A 19,854-nucleotide genomic window follows, 5' to 3' on the forward strand; every position below is an offset into this window, starting at 1 on the left:
GGCTCCGGCTAGTGACAGCTATTGTTTGAACATTCGCAACTATGGTCAGCAGCAGCGTTGTTGAATGTCACAGTGACTCGGCTGCGTGCGCGGCGTAAACCAATAACTATCAGAATGTTAAACAGGATCACGGCCAGAATGGTGATCAGGCTACTTTGTGGATGAGCTGAAAACGTTGTGATTTGATAAAACAGGGCTGACAGAGAATAAGCGACGTTTAATCCCCACAGAATCGAGAATATCATCCAGCCACGGCTGGTCTCACGGGCAATGGCACCCATCACGGAAACGCAGGGTACGTACAGCAACACGAAAATCAGGTAACTGTAAGCGGAAATGGCAGAGCCAAATTTGGCGCTCATGGTTCCCATAGAGCTGCGATCCATGTTGCCATCACCTTTACTGGCTTCAATCGGGTTAGAAAGTGCGCTCAAAGTGAAGGTTTCTTTCAGGCTATCCCACGTTTCTGCGAACGAATCTTTTAGTTGATCCAATAAATTAAATTCATCGGGATTAAATGGCTCTTGAGCAATGTTTTCTGCGGTATAGAGGGTATTTAGGGTTCCTACAACCACTTCTTTTGCCATCGCGCCAGTGATAAGCCCGACGGTGGCTTGCCAGTTATCGGAATGCACACCGAGAGGTTGTAAAACAGGAGTCAGCACTTTACTGACGGAAGCCAGCGCCGATTCGTTGATATTGTCTACGGCCTTACCGGAGAAGGAGAAACTGTTCAGGGCACCAATCAATATGCTTGCTGCGACAATCACTTTACCTGCGCGTATGACAAAACCTTTCAGCCTTTGCCATGTCTGGAGCAGCAGGGTCTTGGCATGGGGAACGTGATAGACCGGCAGTTCCATGACAAATGGCGATGCTTCACCGCGCATTAGCGTGAATTTCAATAGCAGCCCTGTCAGGATGGCAATGACAATCCCCAGAATATACAGGGAGAAAACGATGCTTGCGCCCTCTTTGCCGAAGAAAGCCGCAGCAAAGACGGCAAAGATCGCCAACCTTGCCCCGCAGGACATAAACGGTGCCATCATGATGGTAATCAGGCGTTCACGCGGCGCATCCAGTGTCCTTGAACCCATGACGGCAGGCACGTTACAACCAAAGCCAACAATCAGGGGCACAAAGGATTTACCCGGCAGCCCCAGGGCTTGCATCAGCCTGTCCATGACAAATGCCGCCCGAGCCATATAGCCGGAATCTTCCAGAAAGGAGAGGAACAGGTACATCATGCCAATTTGGGGAACCAGCGGCAGTACGGTATTGATACCCCCACCAACGCCTTGAGCAAGGAACACCGTTAACCAATGTGGAAAATGGAGAGTATGGCCGAGCCATTGCATGCCATCAATAAAAATGGCGGTGGAAGCGCCGTCAAAGATAGGCTGTAAGGCTCCACCAATATTGATAGCCAGTACAAACATCAGGTACATGACAAACAGGAAGACAGGCAGACCCAACCAGCGGTTCAGGATAACGGCATCTAACGCTTGAGTCAGTTTGTTGGGTGTGGCTGTGCGGGTATCAATGACTGCCAGACAAATTTCACTGATGGTTTGATAGCGTGAGCCTGCAATGATGAGGTCAGGTTCTTCGATTTGTTGTTTTTGTAAGCGTTCTCTGCTTTCAGCCAGTTGTGCGTGAGCCAGGCCGGATACTCCACGGCTGTAAATATCCCCTTCCAGGACTTGTAAAGTCAGCCAGCGGCGCTGTTGTGATGTGAATTTTTCTGCGATCTGGCTGGAAAGGTGGGAAATCTCCTGCAATAACGCATCAGGATAATTAACCTGTACAGGGCGGGTATGCTGAGGGTAATTGTCGATGGCTTTTTTTAGCGTATCTATCCCTGTGGCACGGGTTGAAACCAGTGGGATGACCGGACAGCCAAGACGTTTTTCCAGTGCAGGAATATCAATCTTGATGCGTTGATTTTGGGCGATATCCAGCATGTTCAGCGCAATGATGCAGGGAACACCCAGTTCAATCAATTGCAGTGAGAGATAAAGGTTACGTTCCAGATTAGACGCATCAATAACATTGATGAGCATATCTGCTTCACCACTGAGGATATAGTGGCAGGCGATTTGCTCATCAATGGAAGTTTGCTCGGAAATGGTGGTAAGGGAATAAGTGCCGGGAAGGTCGACAAGTTCGATCTGATGGTTATGGGTGGTAAAGTGGCCGGTTTTGCGTTCTACGGTAACGCCAGCCCAGTTTCCCACGCGTTGGTGAGAGCCGGTAAGCTGGTTAAAAAGCGTTGTTTTGCCGGCATTGGGATTACCAATCAGGCCAATGGTTAATTGTTTCATCATACTTTCTGCCAATCAGGAAAGTGAATTTCGTACCTTATATATTTCAGTACCAAATTGACTTCGGGCCTTGCTAATTCAGATCTTCATGTAACATGAGAAATGCCAGGTCTTGTTTACGAAGGGTAAGGTTAACTCTGCGTGTTTCGATTTGTATTGGATCGCCCAATGGAGCGAAGCGAATGACCTGAAATGTTGAACCAGGTAACATGCCGAGTGACAATAATTTTTGTCGGTAAGCTGGGGTAATCTTTGGAGAAAATCCCAGAATTTTATATCTGCGTTCTGGAATAAGAACCATATAAATCTCCACGCTAATTGAAAAAATAAGTGATTATAAGAATTATTATCCTCAATAATGGAAGAACCACAAGAAAAAAGTATGGTAATTTCTCTGAATTATAGTTGTTAATGATAATAATACGCAATTGCGATGTTAGCCATTTATCCTGAATAATGTGGAAATGAATTGATATTAATCAAATTAATGGTGGTTTTATTGAAAATAAATTTTTATTAAGAAGGGGGAATATTCGGAAAAAATTTTTACTGATAAGCCTCGTTAATAAACAAGGCTCATTGATTTCAATTTTATTATTAATTTAACAAATCATTTGTCGGTATTTACTAACCTTTTGGAGGATAAAGTAATTCACTCAGTGGAACCTGTATACGTTCATCATCTTGATGTTGGCTCCAGGCATCCGAATCGTATACCCACCATGCCCGAATCGCCAATTCATAGAAACGGCGTATGGCGTGGCCTTGATAGTCACTGATAGGACGGGCTTTTTTCTGTCTGATATTTTCATCAGGATAAGTTTTTAAGAAAAAATAGTCATAGGTTTCCTGTAGTCGCTCATCGGGGACTTGGCGGGCATAGCCAACGAATTGGGCGCCGGTCAGATCCAGCGATGAATCAGGCATGACCCGGCTACTGTAGATTGCACCGCTGACACGGGGATTGATATGTAATTCTTGCGAATGTCGGGTATCTTGCTTTGAGTACCAGATTAGTGTCAGTGGATTGTATTTCGGAATATAGAACATTGTCGATGGCCAGGCTGAATCTTCATCTGGTTCATGGGTGGAAAGGTTGAAGAAACGTATATTGCTGAGTAGATCAAAACTGCGTTGGATATATTTATTCATGACTTTTCCTCAACAGTACGAATGCGTTCTTTATACCTAAAATGCGAAACCCATTGGGTATAAGAACATTGGAGTATTATTGATGATTTATATTATTCAATAAGTTCCCATTATGATGAGATTTATTGCGAAATGGATTATACGAAGAATTAACTAAAATATGCAGATGTCATAACGTATTCAAATTTATAACGTTAGCAATGAATAGAATTATGATGATGAAAATCATGATTTTTTCAGATATTAAAGATCCCGAACTGGCACAATTAGGCCAGTTCAGGAAATCATTTTAAGCCACCTAACGTTTTTTATTGATTAACGTTTTTTGTTAAAAGCCGCAGCCAATGCATCACTCATGGCGCTGTTGGCTAAAGGCGCAGAACCTGAACGCGAAGCAGGCCGGTTTCTGCCATTACCGTTACGATTATTGCGATCCTGGCGGTTACCTTCTTGGGCGCTATGGCGGGCTTGGGTTTCGCCTGGTTGCTCATCAAGACGCATGGTTAATGCAATACGCTTGCGGTTGAGGTCAACATCCATCACCTTCACTTTCACGATGTCACCTGTCTTGACGATGGTGTGTGGATCTTCCACAAAGCGATCGGAGAGGGAAGAGATATGAACCAGACCATCCTGATGGACACCGATATCCACGAATGCACCAAAATTGGTCACGTTAGTGACCGTACCTTCCAGGATCATGCCTGCTTGCAGGTCGTTCATGGTTTCAACCCCATCGGCAAATGTGGCAGTCTTAAATTCAGGACGTGGATCGCGCCCCGGTTTTTCCAGCTCTTTCAGGATATCGGTGACGGTCGGGATCCCAAATTTTTCGGTCGTGAACTCTTGGGCGCTCAGGTTACGCAAATTAGCCGGGTTGCCCATCAGTTCAGGCAGTGTCTGCTGGGTTGTTGCCAGGATCTTCTCAACCACGGGATAGGCTTCTGGGTGAACCGTTGAAGCGTCCAGCGGGTTATCACCCTGATTGATGCGCAGGAAGCCTGCACATTGCAGGAAGGCTTTGGGCCCCAGACGGCTGACTTTCAATAATTGATTACGGTTGTCGAAACGACCGTTTTCATCGCGCCAGTTCACAATATTTTGGGCAACAGTGCGCGTCAGGCCAGCAACGCGAGTCAGCAAGGCAACAGAGGCCGTATTCAGGTCAACACCGACGCTATTTACACCGTCTTCAACCACGTTATCCAGTTTTTTGGCAAGCAGGGTCTGGCTAACATCATGCTGATATTGACCCACACCGATGGATTTGGGTTCGATTTTCACCAGTTCAGCCAGTGGATCTTGCAAGCGGCGGGCAATGGAGACTGCACCACGCAGGGAAACATCCAAATCAGGGAATTCTAGTGCAGCCAATTCAGATGCGGAATAGACAGAAGCTCCCGCTTCGCTGACCACGACTTTTTGTGCCGTAACATCAGGATACTGTTTTTGCACGTTAACAAAGAAACGCTCTGTTTCACGGGATGCGGTGCCGTTGCCAATAGCAACCAGTTCCACCTGATGTTTGGTGCACAGCGCTGCGACTATGGCAGCCGCTTTGTTTTCCTGTCCGGTGTGCGGATAAATGGTATCGGTAGCAATCAGTTTGCCTGTCGCGTCAACAACGGCGACTTTTACGCCTGTACGCAAACCCGGATCCAGTCCCATTGTTGCACGCATACCCGCAGGCGCAGCCATCAGCAGGTCATTCAGGTTACGGGCGAATACGTTGATGGCCTCGTTTTCGGCTTTCTCACGCAGGGTGCCCATCAGTTCGGTTTCCAGATGCAGCAGCACCTTGATGCGCCATGTCCAGCTCACCACGGCTTTACGCCAATTGTCAGCCGGTGCATTGTTCAGGCGCAGGTTCAGGTGATCGGTAATAATTTGTTCGCAGTGGCTCTCTTTTGGCGCTTCCTCAAATTGTGGGTCTGCATTCAAAGAGAGTTGCAGGATGCCTTCATTGCGTCCACGGAACATAGCAAGGGCACGATGGGAAGGAACGGTGGCGATGGCTTCGTGGTGATCGAAATAATCGCTGAATTTTGCACCTTCTTCCTCTTTACCTTCGATAACCTTGGAAACCAGGTGAGCATTTTTCCATAAATACTCACGTACCTTCGCCAGCAAGGTTGCATCTTCGGCAAAACGCTCCATCAGGATATAACGTGCGCCATCCAATGCGGCCTTGGTATCAGTAACGCCCTTGTCGGCATTGACATAGGCCGCCGCCGCCAGTTCTGGTTCTTGTTGTGGATCTTGCCACAGCAGATCAGCCAGCGGCTCCAATCCAGCTTCAATGGCCGTTTGTCCACGGGTACGGCGTTTAGGTTTATAAGGCAGGTACAGATCTTCCAACTCAGTTTTGCTCAGTGTAGCGTTAATCGCTTCTGTCAGCTCAACAGTTAGTTTTCCCTGTTCCTCAATTGATTTCAGGATAGTCTGACGGCGGTTGGACAGTTCACGCAGATAACCGAGACGGCTTTCGAGTTGGCGGAGCTGTGTGTCATCCAGACCACCGGTGGCCTCTTTACGGTAACGGGCGATAAAGGGAACTGTATTTCCCTCATCAAGCAGGGAAATGGCAGCTAGGATTTGCTGTGGTTGAGCCTGTAGCTCACCGGCAATGATTCGACTTAAAGATTCATTCATGGTCTGTTTTCTTCAACTTCTTTAGGGCCTGTAGATATTCTGAGACATCAGCAGACAGAGCCGGATAAGATCAAATTTCATCTGAAACAGTATCGGCATGGTTCAAACTGGCTCCATTTATACGTGCTGAGCGCGATAATTTCCAGTTTAGCGCGATATTTCAGTTATGTTGCAGCAGAATTCATCAAATATCTTCTGAATTGGGATTGGGTTGATGAAAGTTGATAAGATATAGTACTGCGCCATTAATCCTTTTTCTCAAGTGAGTTTTTCATGGCCAAGAGTCACTATATTACCCGAGAGGGCTGGCATGTACTTGATCAGGAATTGAAATATCTCTGGAAAGTTGAACGTCCCAAAGTTACCCAAGCGGTTTCAGATGCCGCTGCATTGGGGGATCGTTCAGAGAATGCAGAGTACATTTATGGTAAAAAAAGGTTAAGGGAAATTGACCGCCGAGTACGGTTTTTGTCCAAACGACTGGATGTACTGCAAATTGTCGATCCTGACCCGCGCCAAGAAGGGAAAGTCTTTTTTGGGGCATGGGTAAAAGTTGAAAACGAGAATGAAGAGGAACACCTGTTTCGTTTGGTAGGGCCGGATGAATTCGATCCTGCCAGGAAGTGGATCTCCATTGATTCTCCGGTGGCGAGGGCATTACTGGGTAAGCAGGTTGATGATGAAGTCACAGTGATGACACCGAATGGCGTGGTGACTTACTGGATACTGGAAATTCGCTATCAGCCTTTGGCATAAGTTGCCTTAAAATACATGCGGTTAAGTTTCTATTGGGGTTATGGGTTTTCTGTGAAAGTAATGGATGTTGCGGGCATGGAGCATCTTGGGAGCTGAAACATGCAAGAGAGTTATAAAATCCTTGTTGTTGATGATGATATGCGCTTGCGGGCGTTACTGGAACGCTATTTATCCGAACAGGGGTTCCAGGTGCGTAGCGCCGCAAATGCAGAGCAGATGGATCGTTTATTGACCAGAGAATCTATTCAATTGATTGTCCTGGATTTAATGTTGCCGGGCGAAGATGGGTTGTCTATCTGTCGAAGGTTGAGAAGTCAGCATAACGCGATCCCGATCATCATGATATCCGCGAAAGGGGAAGAGGTTGATCGGATTGTGGGGCTTGAAATCGGCGCTGATGATTATCTTGCCAAGCCGTTTAACCCGCGTGAATTGTTGGCACGTATGCGTGCTGTCCTGCGGCGACAGGCGAAAGAACTGCCGGGGGCACCGACGCCGGATGATGCGGTGATCAAGTTCGGGAAATTTAAACTTGATCTTGGAACGCGTGAAATGTTTCATCAAGATGAATGGTTACCTTTGACCAGTGGGGAATTTTCCGTGTTGAAGGTGTTGGTTTCTCACCCACGTGAGCCATTATCACGGGATAAATTGATGAATCTGGCTCGGGGACGAGAGTATGGTGCGATGGAGCGTTCCATTGATGTCCAGATTTCCCGTCTGCGTCGCCTGATTGAAGAAGATCCTGCCCATCCGCGTTATATCCAGACGGTTTGGGGGCTGGGATACGTTTTTGTTCCTGATGGAAACAAGGTATGAAAAAGCCCAGTGTAAAAAAGATTTGGCTTTCTCTGCGTACTTTGTTTTTCTGTGTTCTGTACTTAGTGCTGGGCAGCTTGCTGTTCAGCGCTCTGGTTACCTTACTGCTGGTGGTATTAGAAAAGCTCCCTTTTAACGCGGTATTTCCCTATCTCTTTATCAGTGTTTTTGCGGTGGTATTGTCCGTGTTCATGATGTTCGGGCGATATTCCGCTGTCCAGAGACATTCATTGAAAGCCATGCAGAATGCCGTTATCGACATGGGAAAAGGAAAAAGAGGCTCATCAGTGCCTGAAAGGGGGACGCCCGCTATCCGTTCCGTGATTAGGGCGCTTAACCAATTGTCCACGGAGCTGAAATCACAGGAAAGCGATCAGGCGGTATTAATGGCTGGCGTGAGCCATGACTTGCGCACTCCGCTTACCCGTATTCGTCTGGCGATGGAAATGATGGAGGGAAAAGATGATTTTCTGGCAGAATCGGTTCATCAGGACATTGAAGAGTGCAATGCCATGATTGATCAATTCATTGATTATCAGCGGGCAGGGCAGGATATGCCGATGACATGCTGTGAATTGAACGGGTTGCTTAAAGAGGTGATTGCCGCAGAACAGCGTTGTGCGGCAGATACCGATATTGAAAATCGTTTAGCGACAAGTTCGATTTTCATTTTAGCCCATTCCTTTTCCATCAAACGTGTACTGGTCAATCTGTTGACTAATGCCCGGCGTTATGGCAATGGATGGGTTCGTATCAGTAGTGGCTCAACAGAAAAATTTGGCTGGTTTCAGGTTGAGGACAACGGTACTGGAATGACGAAAGAAGCCGCCGCCATTTTATTTCAGCCTTTTATGCAGGGAAATAATAAAAGTGAAATAAATAATAGGGGCGAAATAAATAAGGGCGTGGGGCTGGGGTTGGCGATCATCCGCCGTATCATTGATAGCCACGGGGGAGATATTCAGGTGGGGAGCAGTGAAAAACAGGGGCTGTCCATTCGTGTATATCTTCCATTGAGTGCAACATAAGAATCGCATTGGACGCAAAATAAGGCACTGCCGAAACCGCCTGTCATAAAAATGTCATCATTCATACATCTTATTGTCATTGCATTCACCTATTTTCTTTATTGAATCATTTTCTTACCTGAAAATCAGATTGTCAGCGATACCTGTCATTTATTTTTCATTAATGATGTGTATTCCAACAGGAGATAGTATGAAATCAATGCGTACCACCGTGGCGAGCATCATGGTTACTGTATTTGCCATGACATCCCTGTCTTCATTTGCCGCCGCCAGCCTGACGGGGGCAGGTGCAACATTTCCTGCTCCGATATATACCAAGTGGGCGGATTCTTATCAGAAAGAAACGGGTAACAAAATCAATTATCAAGGCATCGGTTCTTCTGGGGGTGTAAAACAGATTATTGCGAATACCGTTGATTTTGGTGCCTCTGATGCCCCGCTGTCTGACGAAAAATTGGCGACTGATGGTCTGTTCCAGTTTCCAACGGTCATCGGTGGGATTGTGCTGGCAGTGAACATTACCGGTGTTAAAGCGGGTCAGTTGGTTCTGGATGGTAAAACCCTTGGTGATATCTATCTGGGTCATATCAATAAATGGAATGATCCGGCGATTGCAAAGTTGAACCCCGATCTCAAACTGCCAGAGCAAAACATTGCCGTGATTCGTCGCGCGGATGGCTCAGGGACTTCCTACGTTTTTACGAGTTACCTGTCCAAAGTTAGTAGCGATTGGAAACAAAAAGTCGGGGCTGGCTCGACCGTCAAATGGCCAACAGGATTGGGCGGTAAAGGTAATGACGGGATTGCTGCATTTGTTCAGCGTCTGCCGGGTTCGATTGGTTATGTCGAATATGCCTATGCAAAGCAGAATCACCTGGCTTATACCAAACTGGTTTCAGCGGAGGGAGCTGTGCTAGCGCCTACCGAAGAGAACTTTAGTGCGGCGGCTAAAGGGGCAGATTGGAGCCACAGCTTTGCCCAAGATCTGACAAACCAGAAAGGCGATAATGCGTGGCCAATTACCTCGACTACATACATTCTCATCTACAAAAAGCAGGCAAATGCAGTCAAGGGTGCAGAAGTGCTGAAATTCTTCGATTGGGCTTATAACAACGGCAAACAACAAGCGAAAGAGCTAGATTATGCCACCCTGCCGGAAGAAGTGGTCAGCCAGGTGCGTGCAGCGTGGAAGCGTAATTTCCCCTTTTATTAAGGGGACATAACCTAACATGAGAATGATGCGTATGGCCGAACGTAAAACGGCACTGAAAGCACCAAGCAAAAAGGGTGACATTATCTTCAGCGTTCTGGTTAAGTTAGCGGCGTTGTTAACTTTATTTCTGCTGGGCGGCATTATCATTTCGCTGATCATTGCTTCCTGGCCGAGTATACAAGCATTTGGTTTTGCGTTCTTATGGAGCAAAGAGTGGGATGCGCCGGCAGGGATGTTTGGCGCATTGATACCGGTTTATGGCACATTGATGACTTCGTTAGTTGCCCTGATTATTGCGGTTCCCGTGAGTTTTGGTATCGCCCTGTTTCTGACGGAATTGTCACCAAACTGGTTAAAACGTCCGTTGGGTATGGCGATTGAGTTATTGGCCGCGATCCCCAGCATTGTTTATGGCATGTGGGGGCTGTTTGTTTTCGCTCCACTGTTTGCCACCTATTTTCAGCAACCCGTTGGTGACGTGTTCTCCAGTATTCCCATCGTGGGTGCGCTATTCTCCGGCCCTGCCTTTGGCATCGGCATTCTGGCGGCGGGTGTCATTCTTGCCATCATGATTATCCCCTATATCGCTTCTGTCATGCGCGATGTGTTTGAACAGACCCCTGTGATGATGAAAGAGTCTGCCTATGGTATTGGTTGTACAACATGGGAAGTGATTTGGCATATCGTCTTGCCGTATACCCGAAATGGTGTCATTGGTGGCGTCATGTTGGGGCTTGGCCGGGCATTGGGAGAAACAATGGCGGTCACTTTTATTATCGGTAATACCTACCAACTTGATAGTGTGTCTCTGTATATGCCGGGGAACAGTATTACCTCTGCATTGGCAAATGAATTTGCTGAGGCTGAATCAGGCCTGCATACCGCCGCATTGATGGAACTGGGGCTGATTTTATTTGTCATCACTTTTATTGTCCTGGCGTTATCAAAATTGATGATTCTGCGTCTGGCAAAAAATGAGGGGCAGCGCTGAGATGACAACCATCAATGAGCAACCCGCCCCTTTCGCCAATACAGTAAATGACGCGGAGATGAAAAGCCGTCGCCGTATGCAGTCATGGCGTCGTCAGAAAAACCGGCTGGCGCTGATGCTCTCCATGATGACGATGGCATTCGGTTTATTCTGGCTGGGCTGGATTTTATTCTCCACTGTCACTAAAGGTATCGATGGTATGTCGCTGGCGTTGTTTACTGAAATGACGCCTCCTCCCAATACCGAGGGCGGTGGACTGGCAAACGCCATTGTGGGTAGCGGTTTGCTGATCTTCTGGGCGACGGTGTTTGGTACGCCATTGGGGATTATGGCGGGCATTTATCTGGCGGAGTATGGCCGCCGTTCATGGCTGGCAGAAATCATCCGTTTTATTAATGACATCCTGCTTTCAGCGCCTTCGATTGTGGTTGGATTGTTTGTCTACACGGTTGTGGTGGCAAAAGTGCAGCACTTTTCGGGTTGGGCAGGCGTCATTGCACTGGCACTGTTGCAGATCCCCATTGTTATTCGTACAACGGAAAACATGCTGAAACTAGTGCCGGATAACTTGCGTGAAGCCGCTTATGCACTGGGCACACCAAAATGGAAAATGATCTCTGCCATCACGTTGAAAGCCTCAATATCCGGCATTATGACCGGTGTATTGCTGGCTATTGCTCGTATCGCCGGTGAAACGGCTCCATTGTTGTTCACTTCGCTTTCCAACCAGTTCTGGAGCACCGATCTTAACCAGCCGATGGCAAACTTGCCTGTCACTATTTTCAAGTTTGCCATGAGTCCATTCTCCGACTGGCAACAGTTGGCATGGGCGGGGGTATTGTTGATTACTCTATGTGTATTGCTCATTAACATTGTGGCGCGTGCGTTGTTTGTGAAGAAAAAGGACTGATGTTTTTCAAAGGAACAAAAGCAGAAAGTATTAAAGAGACAAATACTGATGAATAAGGCTAATGACGTTATTTCAGTAAACAATACGGCGATAAACAACATGGCAGTCAATAAAATCGCAGGAAGTAAAATTCAGGTATGTGATCTGAATTTCTATTACGGCACGTTTCATGCGTTGAAAAATATTACGCTGGATATCGCACAAAATAAGGTAACGGCATTCATCGGGCCATCGGGCTGTGGTAAATCCACGTTACTGCGTATTTTCAATAAAATGTATGAATTGTACGGTGATCAGCGCGTTGAGGGTGAAATTATTCTGGATGGCACCAATATCCTGACAGACAAGCAAGATGTTGCCTTGCTACGTGCCAAAGTTGGGATGGTCTTCCAGAAGCCGACACCATTCCCGATGTCCATTTACGACAATATTGCTTTCGGGGTGCGCCTGTTTGAAAAACTGCCCAGAACAGAGATGGACGAACGTGTCCAATGGGCGTTGACCAAAGCGGCATTGTGGAATGAAACCAAAGATAAATTGCACCAGAGTGGGCATAGCCTTTCTGGTGGTCAACAACAGCGTCTGTGTATCGCCCGTGGTATTGCTATTCGTCCAGAGGTTTTGTTGCTGGATGAACCCTGTTCGGCACTTGATCCCATCTCGACAGGGCGCATTGAAGAGTTGATCAGCGAACTGAAATCGGAATATACCGTCGTGATCGTCACCCACAATATGCAGCAGGCGGCTCGCTGTTCGGATTACACGGCATTTATGTACCTGGGTGAACTGATTGAATTTAGCGATACGGACAGATTGTTTACCACACCGAAGATGAAACAGACCGAAGATTACATTACCGGCCGTTACGGTTAATACGGGGTATAGCATAATATGGATAATCTGAATCTCAGCAAACATATCTCCGGTCAGTTCAATGCTGAACTGGAACATATTCGTACAGAATTGATGACAATGGGCGGGCTGGTGGAAGAACAGCTCAGTAAGGCGATTCTGGCGATGCACAACCAGGATGAAGTGTTGGCGCGGCAAGTGATTGAGGATGACCAGAAAGTCAATATGATGGAAGTGGCGATTGATGAAGCGTGTGTTCGCATCATTGCCAAACGTCAGCCGACGGCCAGTGATTTGCGTCTGATCATGGTTATTTCAAAGACCATTGCTGAACTGGAGCGGATTGGCGATGTTGCCGATAAGATCTGCCAGACTGCGCTTGAAAGATTTTCACATCAACAGCAATCCTTGCTGGTTAGCTTGGAATCATTGGGACGCCACACGATCCAAATGTTGCATGATGTGTTGGATGCCTTTGCCCGTATGGATCTGCAAGAGGCTATCCGTATCTACCGTGAAGACAAAAAAGTTGATCAGGAATATGAAAGTATTATCCGTCAGCTCATGACCTATATGATGGAAGATCCCAGAACGATTCCGAATGTCATGACGGCGCTTTTCTGTGCCCGCGCGATTGAGCGCATTGGTGACCGTTGCCAAAATATTTGTGAATTTATCTTCTATTACGTCAAAGGACAGGACTTTCGTCATATTGGGGGTGATAAGCTGGAGAAATTACTCACCCAAAAAGACTAGTTTTTATTCCTAACTGGAATAAATATAGTATTTTATATTATTTCAGGTGCTATATCTAAATTGATAGCTTTTGTTGATAGATAAAAATTAATAACCAACAGGGGTGTACAATGAAGATCCGCAATCAATCTCGCGTAGCAGTTACTGCTCTGCTGACCGGTTTGGCCTTGGTTTCAGGAGTGGCAAAAGCAGATAAACTTGATGACATTAAAAAAGCCGGCACGGTACGTATTGCGGTATTTGACAGTAACCCACCATTTGGCTTTATCGATCCCAAAACGAAAAAATTGGCAGGCTATGATGTCGATATCGCCAATGCGATTGCTAATGATTTAGGGGTGAAACTGGAATTGCGCCCAACAAATCCGGCAAACCGTATTCCTTTGCTTTCTTCCAAAAAAAATCGACTTAATTGCCGCTAATTTCACCATCACTGACGAACGTGCAAAGCAAGTTGATTTCTCCGTTCCTTATTTTGCCACGGGCCAGAAGTTCATTGCCCGCAAAGGCGTTCTGACCAAGCCGGATGATATTGCCAAACTGCGTATTGGGGCAGATAAGGGAACAGTACAGGAGATTACCCTGCGTGAGCGTTATCCAACTGCCAAAGTGATCTCTTATGACGATACGCCGCTGGCATTTGCGGCTTTAAGAAATGGCAATGTTCAGGCGATTACGCAGGATGATGCGAAACTGGTCGGTTTGCTGGCAAATGTACCGGAAGCCCAGAAAGCCGATTTTGAAATTTCCCCTTTCAGCATTACTCGTGAATATCAAGCAGTTGCGGCCTCCAAAGGGGAAACACGATTGGTGGATTCGGTTAACCAAACCTTAGTGAAATTGGAAAAAGAGGGTGAAGCAGCGAAAATCTACAATCGCTGGTTTGGCCCGGAAACTAAATCCGCTCAACCGCGAGGTGATTTTAAATTTGCTCCGTTAGAGGATCAGGCAAAACAGTAATGTTTGTTTAGTGCTTCCATTTAGTGCTTCCATTTAAGAACACCAATTGATTAGCCCCGTTATTTCGGGGCTTTGCTGTTTGTTTATGCGGTGAATGATATGTTTGAGCAATTGATTACTGAGCATTTACTGGCTCCTGAATATCTTCAGTGGCTTTGGCAGGGATTTCTGATCACCTTGTGGCTTTCTGCCTGTGTCATGATCTCTTCTACTTTACTGGGTTTTGTCATTGCGGCGGTACGGGATAGCCAAATCAAGCCACTGCGCTGGCTGGTGACGGTTTACACTACGGTATTTCGTAACACGCCTTTGTTGGTACAACTGTTTTTCTGGTATTTCGCATCCGGGCAAATTCTGCCACAAGAGGCGATGATGTGGCTGAACACGCCCCACGACACCCTGATTTTCGGTCTGACACTGGCATGGCCATCCTTTGAATTTTTGGCGGGATTTATTGGATTAACCCTTTATTCAGCCCCGTTTGTGGCGGAAGAATTACGTGCGGGCATTCAGGGCGTCGCACGCGGGCAGAAATATGCTGCTCATGCATTGGGCTTAACGGGCTGGCAGGCCATGCGGTACGTTGTATTGCCACAGGCATTGAAAATAGCCATGCCACCCTTGTTGGGGCAATACATGAATATTGTCAAGAATTCATCATTAACCATGGCGATTGGGGTGGCAGAACTTTCCTATGCTTCTCGTCAGGTGGAAACCCAAACCTTACAAACCTTTGAGGCATTTGGTGTGGCGACAGTACTCTACATCGCCATTATTGCGGTGATGGAAGGCTGGGGACAATGGCGCCAACAGAAAACAGTGGCGAGAGGGTATTGATATGGACTTTACTGTTATTGCAGAAAACTGGCGTTATTTGCTATTGGGAACCTTTCCCGATGGGCCGTTGGAAGGCGCGGCATTGACGCTGGTCATCAGCATCATAGCGGGGACGATCTCCATTGTATTGGGTATTCTGGGTGGCGTTGCTCTGGCGATGTTGCGTGGTTTTTGGGCCAACCTGTTGGCGGCAGTACTGGGTTTCTTTCGCGCTATTCCGGTCATTATGCTGATTTTCTGGACGTACTTTTTGTTGCCTGTCGTATTGGGGATGGAGATCCCTGAAATTACGACCGTTGTCTGTGCGCTGGCATTGATTACTTCGGCTTATTTAGCACATGGTGTTAAAGCGGGAATTTTAGCGATTGGTGATGGTCAATGGCGGGCTGGGTTATCACTGGGCTTCAATCGTTGGGAAGTGCTTTGGCATATCGTTTTGCCGCAGGCATTGCGTATGATGGTGCCTTCATTCATCAATCAGTGGATTGCGTTAATTAAGGATACCTCATTGGCGTATATCGTTGGTGTGGCAGAACTGTCATTTTTGGCGACCCAGGTGAATAGCCGCAGTATGGTTTATCCGATGGAAGTCTTTTTATTCGTTGCGCTGGTTTATTTTGTCATGTGTTTGTCACTGGAGTTAATTGCCAATTACGTTGCCCGCCGCTTCTCGGTGAGGCGTGAAAGAACCGCAATCTTCGGCTTCTGGCGTAAAAAAAGCGTTGACCGTGGTGCCGCAAAATTAATATCTGGCATCTGGCAGATATTTTCGTTGTTGTATTCATTCCCTGCGCAGCGGGGAAATATAAGGTCTCGCGTCGTCTTGCGGATTGCAACCTGACGTTTATCGAGTATAAAAGAACTGCAAAATCACCTTTAATTTGTGATGTTAGTCATAAAGATATTTAAATTAACCGCTTAAAGGAACATTTTCAGAGAGCCGCTTAATGCGGCTTTTTCATGTTTATTGGCTCAATTAATGGCGTTTCTCTTTTCCAAACACAGCAATGAGTACAGAAGTCAACAACAGCAATGTCCCTGCTGCGATTAACACCGACAGGAATGAGTGATTGAAAGCCTGTTTTGCTGCATGGATCAGTGACAGTGCGACCTCTCCCTTTAGCCCTTCTGCAACAATAAGTGCCTCATCAATACTGTTTCGCGCCAGTTCTGGAATACGTGTATCAGCCGGAAGAATAAATGAGGCAGAATAGACCGCCACCATCAGACTGCCGAGAACGGCTATCCCGATTAAACTTCCCAGTTCATAAGCGACTTCTTCGATAGAGGCAGCGGTGCCAGCTTTATTTTCTGGGGCATTTAGCATGATGGATGTGGAAGCAGCGGTCATTGCTGCGCCGCTACCAAATCCAATGATGCAAAATGCAGTGATTTGCACGAAAAGCCCGGATTGCAGGCCAGCGAGATAAACAGTGATCCCCAGACCGGCAAAAGCGAGTGAAAGCCACATGATCCGCCCGGCACCAAATTTGGGTATCGCAATTCCGGCCAAAGGGCCGGCAATAAAAGAGGCAATCGGAATGGGCAGAATAAATAGTCCCGCCAGAAGGGGAGATAGACCCATAGCGAGTTGGAAGCGTTGACTGATAGCAAGTTCCATCCCGACTAGTGCTGCTGTGGAAACGAAAGCTGCGACGACTCCCGCAGTGAAAACACGATTGCGGAAGAGGTTGAAATCGATCATCGGGGTTGATGAACTTAACTGGCGACGAATGAAGATGACGGTGAAAATAATTCCTGCGATACCCACTGTCGCGGCGGTTAACAATGAAGGTACTGGTTTGCTTAATTCTTTGATGGCATAAGTGATACTGACCAAACCAATCATAATTTGCACCGAAGCAATCAGGTCAAAGTGATGGCCTGGATTGTCCGGGCTTTTAGAAATGACGACCAGTGCAAAGCCAAACGCAATCAGAGCAATCGGGATGTTGATCAGAAAAACCGATCCCCACCAGTAATATTCGAGCAGGAACCCGCCGATAACCGGGCCAAGTGCAGCTCCGCCCGAAGCTATAGCAGACCAGATGCCGATGGCAAGTGCCCTTTCGTTTGGATCTGTAAACGCTTGCCGGACTATGGCGAGTGTCGCCGGCATCATCATCGCCGCGCCAAAAGCAAGCACCACACGTGCAGCAATCAGAGTGGCAGGATTGGGGGAAAATGCCGCCATCAGCGATGCAACGCCGAAAATGGCTAACCCGTGAGTAAACAGTTTTTTGGCACCCAAACGGTCAGTTAACGCCCCCATAGCGGGAAGTAACCCTGCGATGGTCAACGTATAGGCATTCATGATCCACAATTTCTCTGAAGCAGAAGCGTGCAAATCATGTGTTAACCGTGGTAAAGCGGTGTATAGCACGGTCATATCAATAACAACTAAGAAAAGTGCACTGGAAATAATAGCGAGCACAAGCCAGCGGATATTCGATTTCATAAGCAAATTCACCAATGCGGTTTGGTCACCTTACCGAACCTTGACTAAATTGTTGGCGATTATTATAAATACATCCGTATTTAATGAAAAGGAGGTTCGCATGGGACGACGTAAAACAATTGACCGAGAAGTTCTGCTGGATGCAGCGGAACAGATTGTCACAACACATGGCGCTGCGGCTCTCACGATTGATGCACTGGCGAAGGCGGTTGGCATTACCAAGGGGGGAGTGCAATACAGTTTTAGTACAAAAGATGGCCTGATTGATGCGATGCTTGAGCGTTGGGAGGCGAGTTATGACGAACAGTTTCATGAAATTGCCGGACATGATCCCCACCCGTTGACAGCCGTGCGTGCGCATATTGAGGCGACCAGACGATCTGATGAAGCATCGACGGCAAAGGCGGCTGGTTTGATGACGGCTTTATTACAAACACCGGAACATCTTGAATCAACCCGTATCTGGTATCGACAACGCATAGCAGGCTTGGACACAACGACGGAAGAAGGCCGGCAAGCGCGTTTGGCGTTTTTAGCTACAGAGGGGGCATTCGTTTTGCGTTTCTTCGGCTTAATGGATATGTCCGAGGATGAGTGGGGAGATATCTTTACCGATATTCTTGCTGCTGTGTCACCCTGAATTTCTCCGGCAAGACCAATCGCGGATAAATCGAATAAAATATCGTCACAAAATGAATTTCCTCAAGAATCATAATGTTATTTAAGTTATTGATTTCACGTTTAGCAATCGTTTTCTTTTTTGTCGTTTCAGGGTAACGATTTATGTAGGTTTCCTGTAGGATAGGCCGAAAACTTCGCTTTTTTTGGGAAACAATATTACATGAGCACAATAAATTCTGGCTCTGCTCATCGTCAGGGCCTGCTTCAGCGTGTGTTTAAATTAGGGGAACATGGCACGACTTGGAATCGAAAAAAAATTATAATTTATTGAAAATAAAAAATTTATAATCTTACCTTTCTTTCTATGCCCCTTTTAATGCTCCCGGATTTTTTTGCTTGCTTTTATTTTTATATCTGACTGATTTTTTCTTAGTTATATCGCTTATTGTGCACTTTGCAATCATCTTAAAGCAAAAAACGTGAGGGTTAAAAATGGTCAAATTGGGTTGACATTTTACGCTCAGGGCTTGAGATAAAAAATTCTCATTTTTACAACATCGATCACAAATTACAGCGGGTTATTTCTGTGGTTTACTGCGAACCTTACGCTCAATTAATCGTCCGTACATATCAAAATAACGGCTAGGCCAGATTTCAGAGGGATGGATTGCCAAGATAGTTCGCAATAATCCATTCGCCTTTAGGCCACTGTCTGCTGAGTGCATTTGCTAGAGTTGATGAACTGAGTCCCGTCTCACGGGAGGTAGCTGCTAAGGTTGTCCCACGTTTACGTAATCGATGATATCGGCCTGATGCCAGTCATTTCTAACGTTATTCATTCCTGCTACCCCTTTCATTAATTAATGTTGATGGTGGCGATCCAGGCAGGGTTTGCAGACCGGCACTTATTCCGGCGAGACATAGCCTCCCCAGCCTGAACCACCATAGAAAAGGTAATAGCAAGAACACTGGAAAAGTATCTTACCAGTGTATAAGTGCACAAGGCTGCAAACTTCTGTTATTTATTTTTTGAAAATGGTTGCTTAAAAAACAATATGTATAAAATGAATCTACCAACATCTGATTCATTAAATTTAATTATGATTTTATTTTCACAGGATAGAAAATCTGCATAGACCGGTGCATTATTTATAAGGAATTTCCCGTTTTGAGATGAGAGTTAAGTAGATTAATTCCTAAGGATAGCCGAAAAGCTTCAATAATCAGAGTTAAATTACTTTCATTACAAATAAATAAAATTTTTTGTTTTTATTGTTGCTATGTTAGATAATATAATGTAGATCTATTCTAGAAAGATAATCTTTTTGGTTTATATAATATTTAGATTAGCTTGGTAAGATTTATTCTTTTATTAATATATGTGGAGGCGAACATGATCTCTTATTCAGTTAACTAATTAAAAAACAGATGGTGTGTATACTTGTGTATGCGCACCATCTATATAATTTAATTAGGTTTATTTGGAATAAAAAAGGATGTAAATTAAGTGAAAAATGTTAATTTT

At 46.1% G+C, this 19,854-nt stretch carries 16 protein-coding genes and 2 pseudogenes; 12 read left to right on the forward strand and 6 right to left on the reverse strand.

All coding sequences use genetic code 11. The annotated features are described in order from the left end of the window. Positions 1–8 precede the first annotated feature (8 nt). The 4 genes from feoB to PXH59_RS15640 all read right to left on the reverse strand — a co-directional run bounded on the left by feoB (position 9) and on the right by PXH59_RS15640 (position 6,128). Positions 9–2,324, reverse strand: coding sequence for a Fe(2+) transporter permease subunit FeoB (feoB, locus tag PXH59_RS15625; RefSeq protein ID WP_285811801.1), 2,316 nt, complete (start codon positions 2,322–2,324; stop codon positions 9–11). Between the two features lie 73 nt (positions 2,325–2,397). Next, entirely contained in the window at positions 2,398–2,625 is a 228-nt protein-coding gene (gene feoA / locus PXH59_RS15630; RefSeq protein ID WP_047766405.1) for a ferrous iron transporter A, read from the reverse strand. Positions 2,626–2,951: 326 nt separating this feature from the next. Beyond that, positions 2,952–3,476 carry a pyridoxamine 5'-phosphate oxidase family protein gene (locus tag PXH59_RS15635; protein WP_285809070.1) on the reverse strand — a complete coding sequence of 175 codons (525 nt, stop codon included), beginning with the start codon at positions 3,474–3,476 and terminating at the stop codon, positions 2,952–2,954. Positions 3,477–3,791: 315 nt separating this feature from the next. Next, positions 3,792–6,128 carry a Tex family protein gene (locus PXH59_RS15640; RefSeq protein WP_285809071.1) on the reverse strand — a complete coding sequence of 779 codons (2,337 nt, stop codon included), beginning with the start codon at positions 6,126–6,128 and terminating at the stop codon, positions 3,792–3,794. A gap of 273 nt (positions 6,129–6,401) precedes the next feature. Between PXH59_RS15640 and greB the strand changes: the two genes are divergently transcribed. From greB to PXH59_RS15695, 11 genes and pseudogenes are all read left to right on the forward strand, one after another. Continuing rightward, complete coding sequence (greB, locus tag PXH59_RS15645) at positions 6,402–6,884, forward strand: transcription elongation factor GreB (RefSeq protein WP_047766408.1); 483 nt, start codon at positions 6,402–6,404, stop codon at positions 6,882–6,884. 99 nt (positions 6,885–6,983) lie between these two features. Next, positions 6,984–7,703: an osmolarity response regulator transcription factor OmpR gene (gene ompR / locus PXH59_RS15650; protein ID WP_285809072.1), complete on the forward strand. Its 720-nt coding sequence runs from the start codon at positions 6,984–6,986 to the stop codon at positions 7,701–7,703. After that, positions 7,700–8,731 carry an ATP-binding protein gene (locus PXH59_RS15655; protein ID WP_285809073.1) on the forward strand — a complete coding sequence of 344 codons (1,032 nt, stop codon included), beginning with the start codon at positions 7,700–7,702 and terminating at the stop codon, positions 8,729–8,731. The genes ompR and PXH59_RS15655 overlap by 4 nt, the downstream gene beginning before the upstream one ends. A 190-nt stretch (positions 8,732–8,921) precedes the next feature. Then, positions 8,922–9,944 (forward strand): phosphate ABC transporter substrate-binding protein PstS, encoded by a 1,023-nt coding sequence (gene pstS, locus PXH59_RS15660; protein WP_285809074.1) that lies wholly within the window; start codon positions 8,922–8,924, stop codon positions 9,942–9,944. Positions 9,945–9,975: 31 nt separating this feature from the next. Continuing rightward, a complete protein-coding gene (pstC, locus tag PXH59_RS15665; RefSeq protein ID WP_285811802.1) occupies positions 9,976–10,935 on the forward strand; it encodes a phosphate ABC transporter permease PstC in 960 nt (319 codons plus the stop codon). A gap of 1 nt (position 10,936) precedes the next feature. Further along, the gene (pstA, locus tag PXH59_RS15670) at positions 10,937–11,845 is read left to right on the forward strand and encodes a phosphate ABC transporter permease PstA (RefSeq protein WP_047766412.1); all 909 of its coding nucleotides are present in this window, start codon (positions 10,937–10,939) and stop codon (positions 11,843–11,845) included. Positions 11,846–11,944: 99 nt separating this feature from the next. Further along, the gene (gene pstB / locus PXH59_RS15675) at positions 11,945–12,718 is read left to right on the forward strand and encodes a phosphate ABC transporter ATP-binding protein PstB (protein WP_285811803.1); all 774 of its coding nucleotides are present in this window, start codon (positions 11,945–11,947) and stop codon (positions 12,716–12,718) included. Between the two features lie 18 nt (positions 12,719–12,736). Then, positions 12,737–13,453 (forward strand): phosphate signaling complex protein PhoU, encoded by a 717-nt coding sequence (phoU, locus tag PXH59_RS15680; protein WP_047766413.1) that lies wholly within the window; start codon positions 12,737–12,739, stop codon positions 13,451–13,453. Between the two features lie 110 nt (positions 13,454–13,563). After that, positions 13,564–14,413, forward strand: a pseudogene (locus PXH59_RS15685) (ABC transporter substrate-binding protein). 99 nt (positions 14,414–14,512) lie between these two features. Further along, a complete protein-coding gene (locus tag PXH59_RS15690; protein ID WP_285809075.1) occupies positions 14,513–15,250 on the forward strand; it encodes an amino acid ABC transporter permease in 738 nt (245 codons plus the stop codon). A gap of 1 nt (position 15,251) precedes the next feature. Then, complete coding sequence (locus PXH59_RS15695; RefSeq protein ID WP_285809076.1) at positions 15,252–16,091, forward strand: amino acid ABC transporter permease; 840 nt, start codon at positions 15,252–15,254, stop codon at positions 16,089–16,091. Positions 16,092–16,226: 135 nt separating this feature from the next. On the opposite strand, the gene PXH59_RS15700 is transcribed toward PXH59_RS15695, so the two are convergent. After that, the gene (locus PXH59_RS15700; protein WP_285809077.1) at positions 16,227–17,708 is read right to left on the reverse strand and encodes an MFS transporter; all 1,482 of its coding nucleotides are present in this window, start codon (positions 17,706–17,708) and stop codon (positions 16,227–16,229) included. 100 nt (positions 17,709–17,808) lie between these two features. On the opposite strand from PXH59_RS15700, the gene PXH59_RS15705 reads away from it, so the two are divergent. Further along, positions 17,809–18,348 carry a TetR/AcrR family transcriptional regulator gene (locus tag PXH59_RS15705; protein ID WP_285809078.1) on the forward strand — a complete coding sequence of 180 codons (540 nt, stop codon included), beginning with the start codon at positions 17,809–17,811 and terminating at the stop codon, positions 18,346–18,348. A 559-nt stretch (positions 18,349–18,907) separates the two neighbouring features. Here the strand turns inward: PXH59_RS15705 and PXH59_RS15710 are convergent. Then, positions 18,908–19,168 (reverse strand): annotated as a pseudogene (locus PXH59_RS15710) (helix-turn-helix domain-containing protein). Positions 19,169–19,854 lie beyond the last annotated feature (686 nt).

Origin of the sequence: Xenorhabdus bakwenae (assembly GCF_030272115.1) — a bacterium.
GTDB classification, from domain to species: Bacteria; Pseudomonadota; Gammaproteobacteria; order Enterobacterales; family Enterobacteriaceae; genus Xenorhabdus; species Xenorhabdus bakwenae.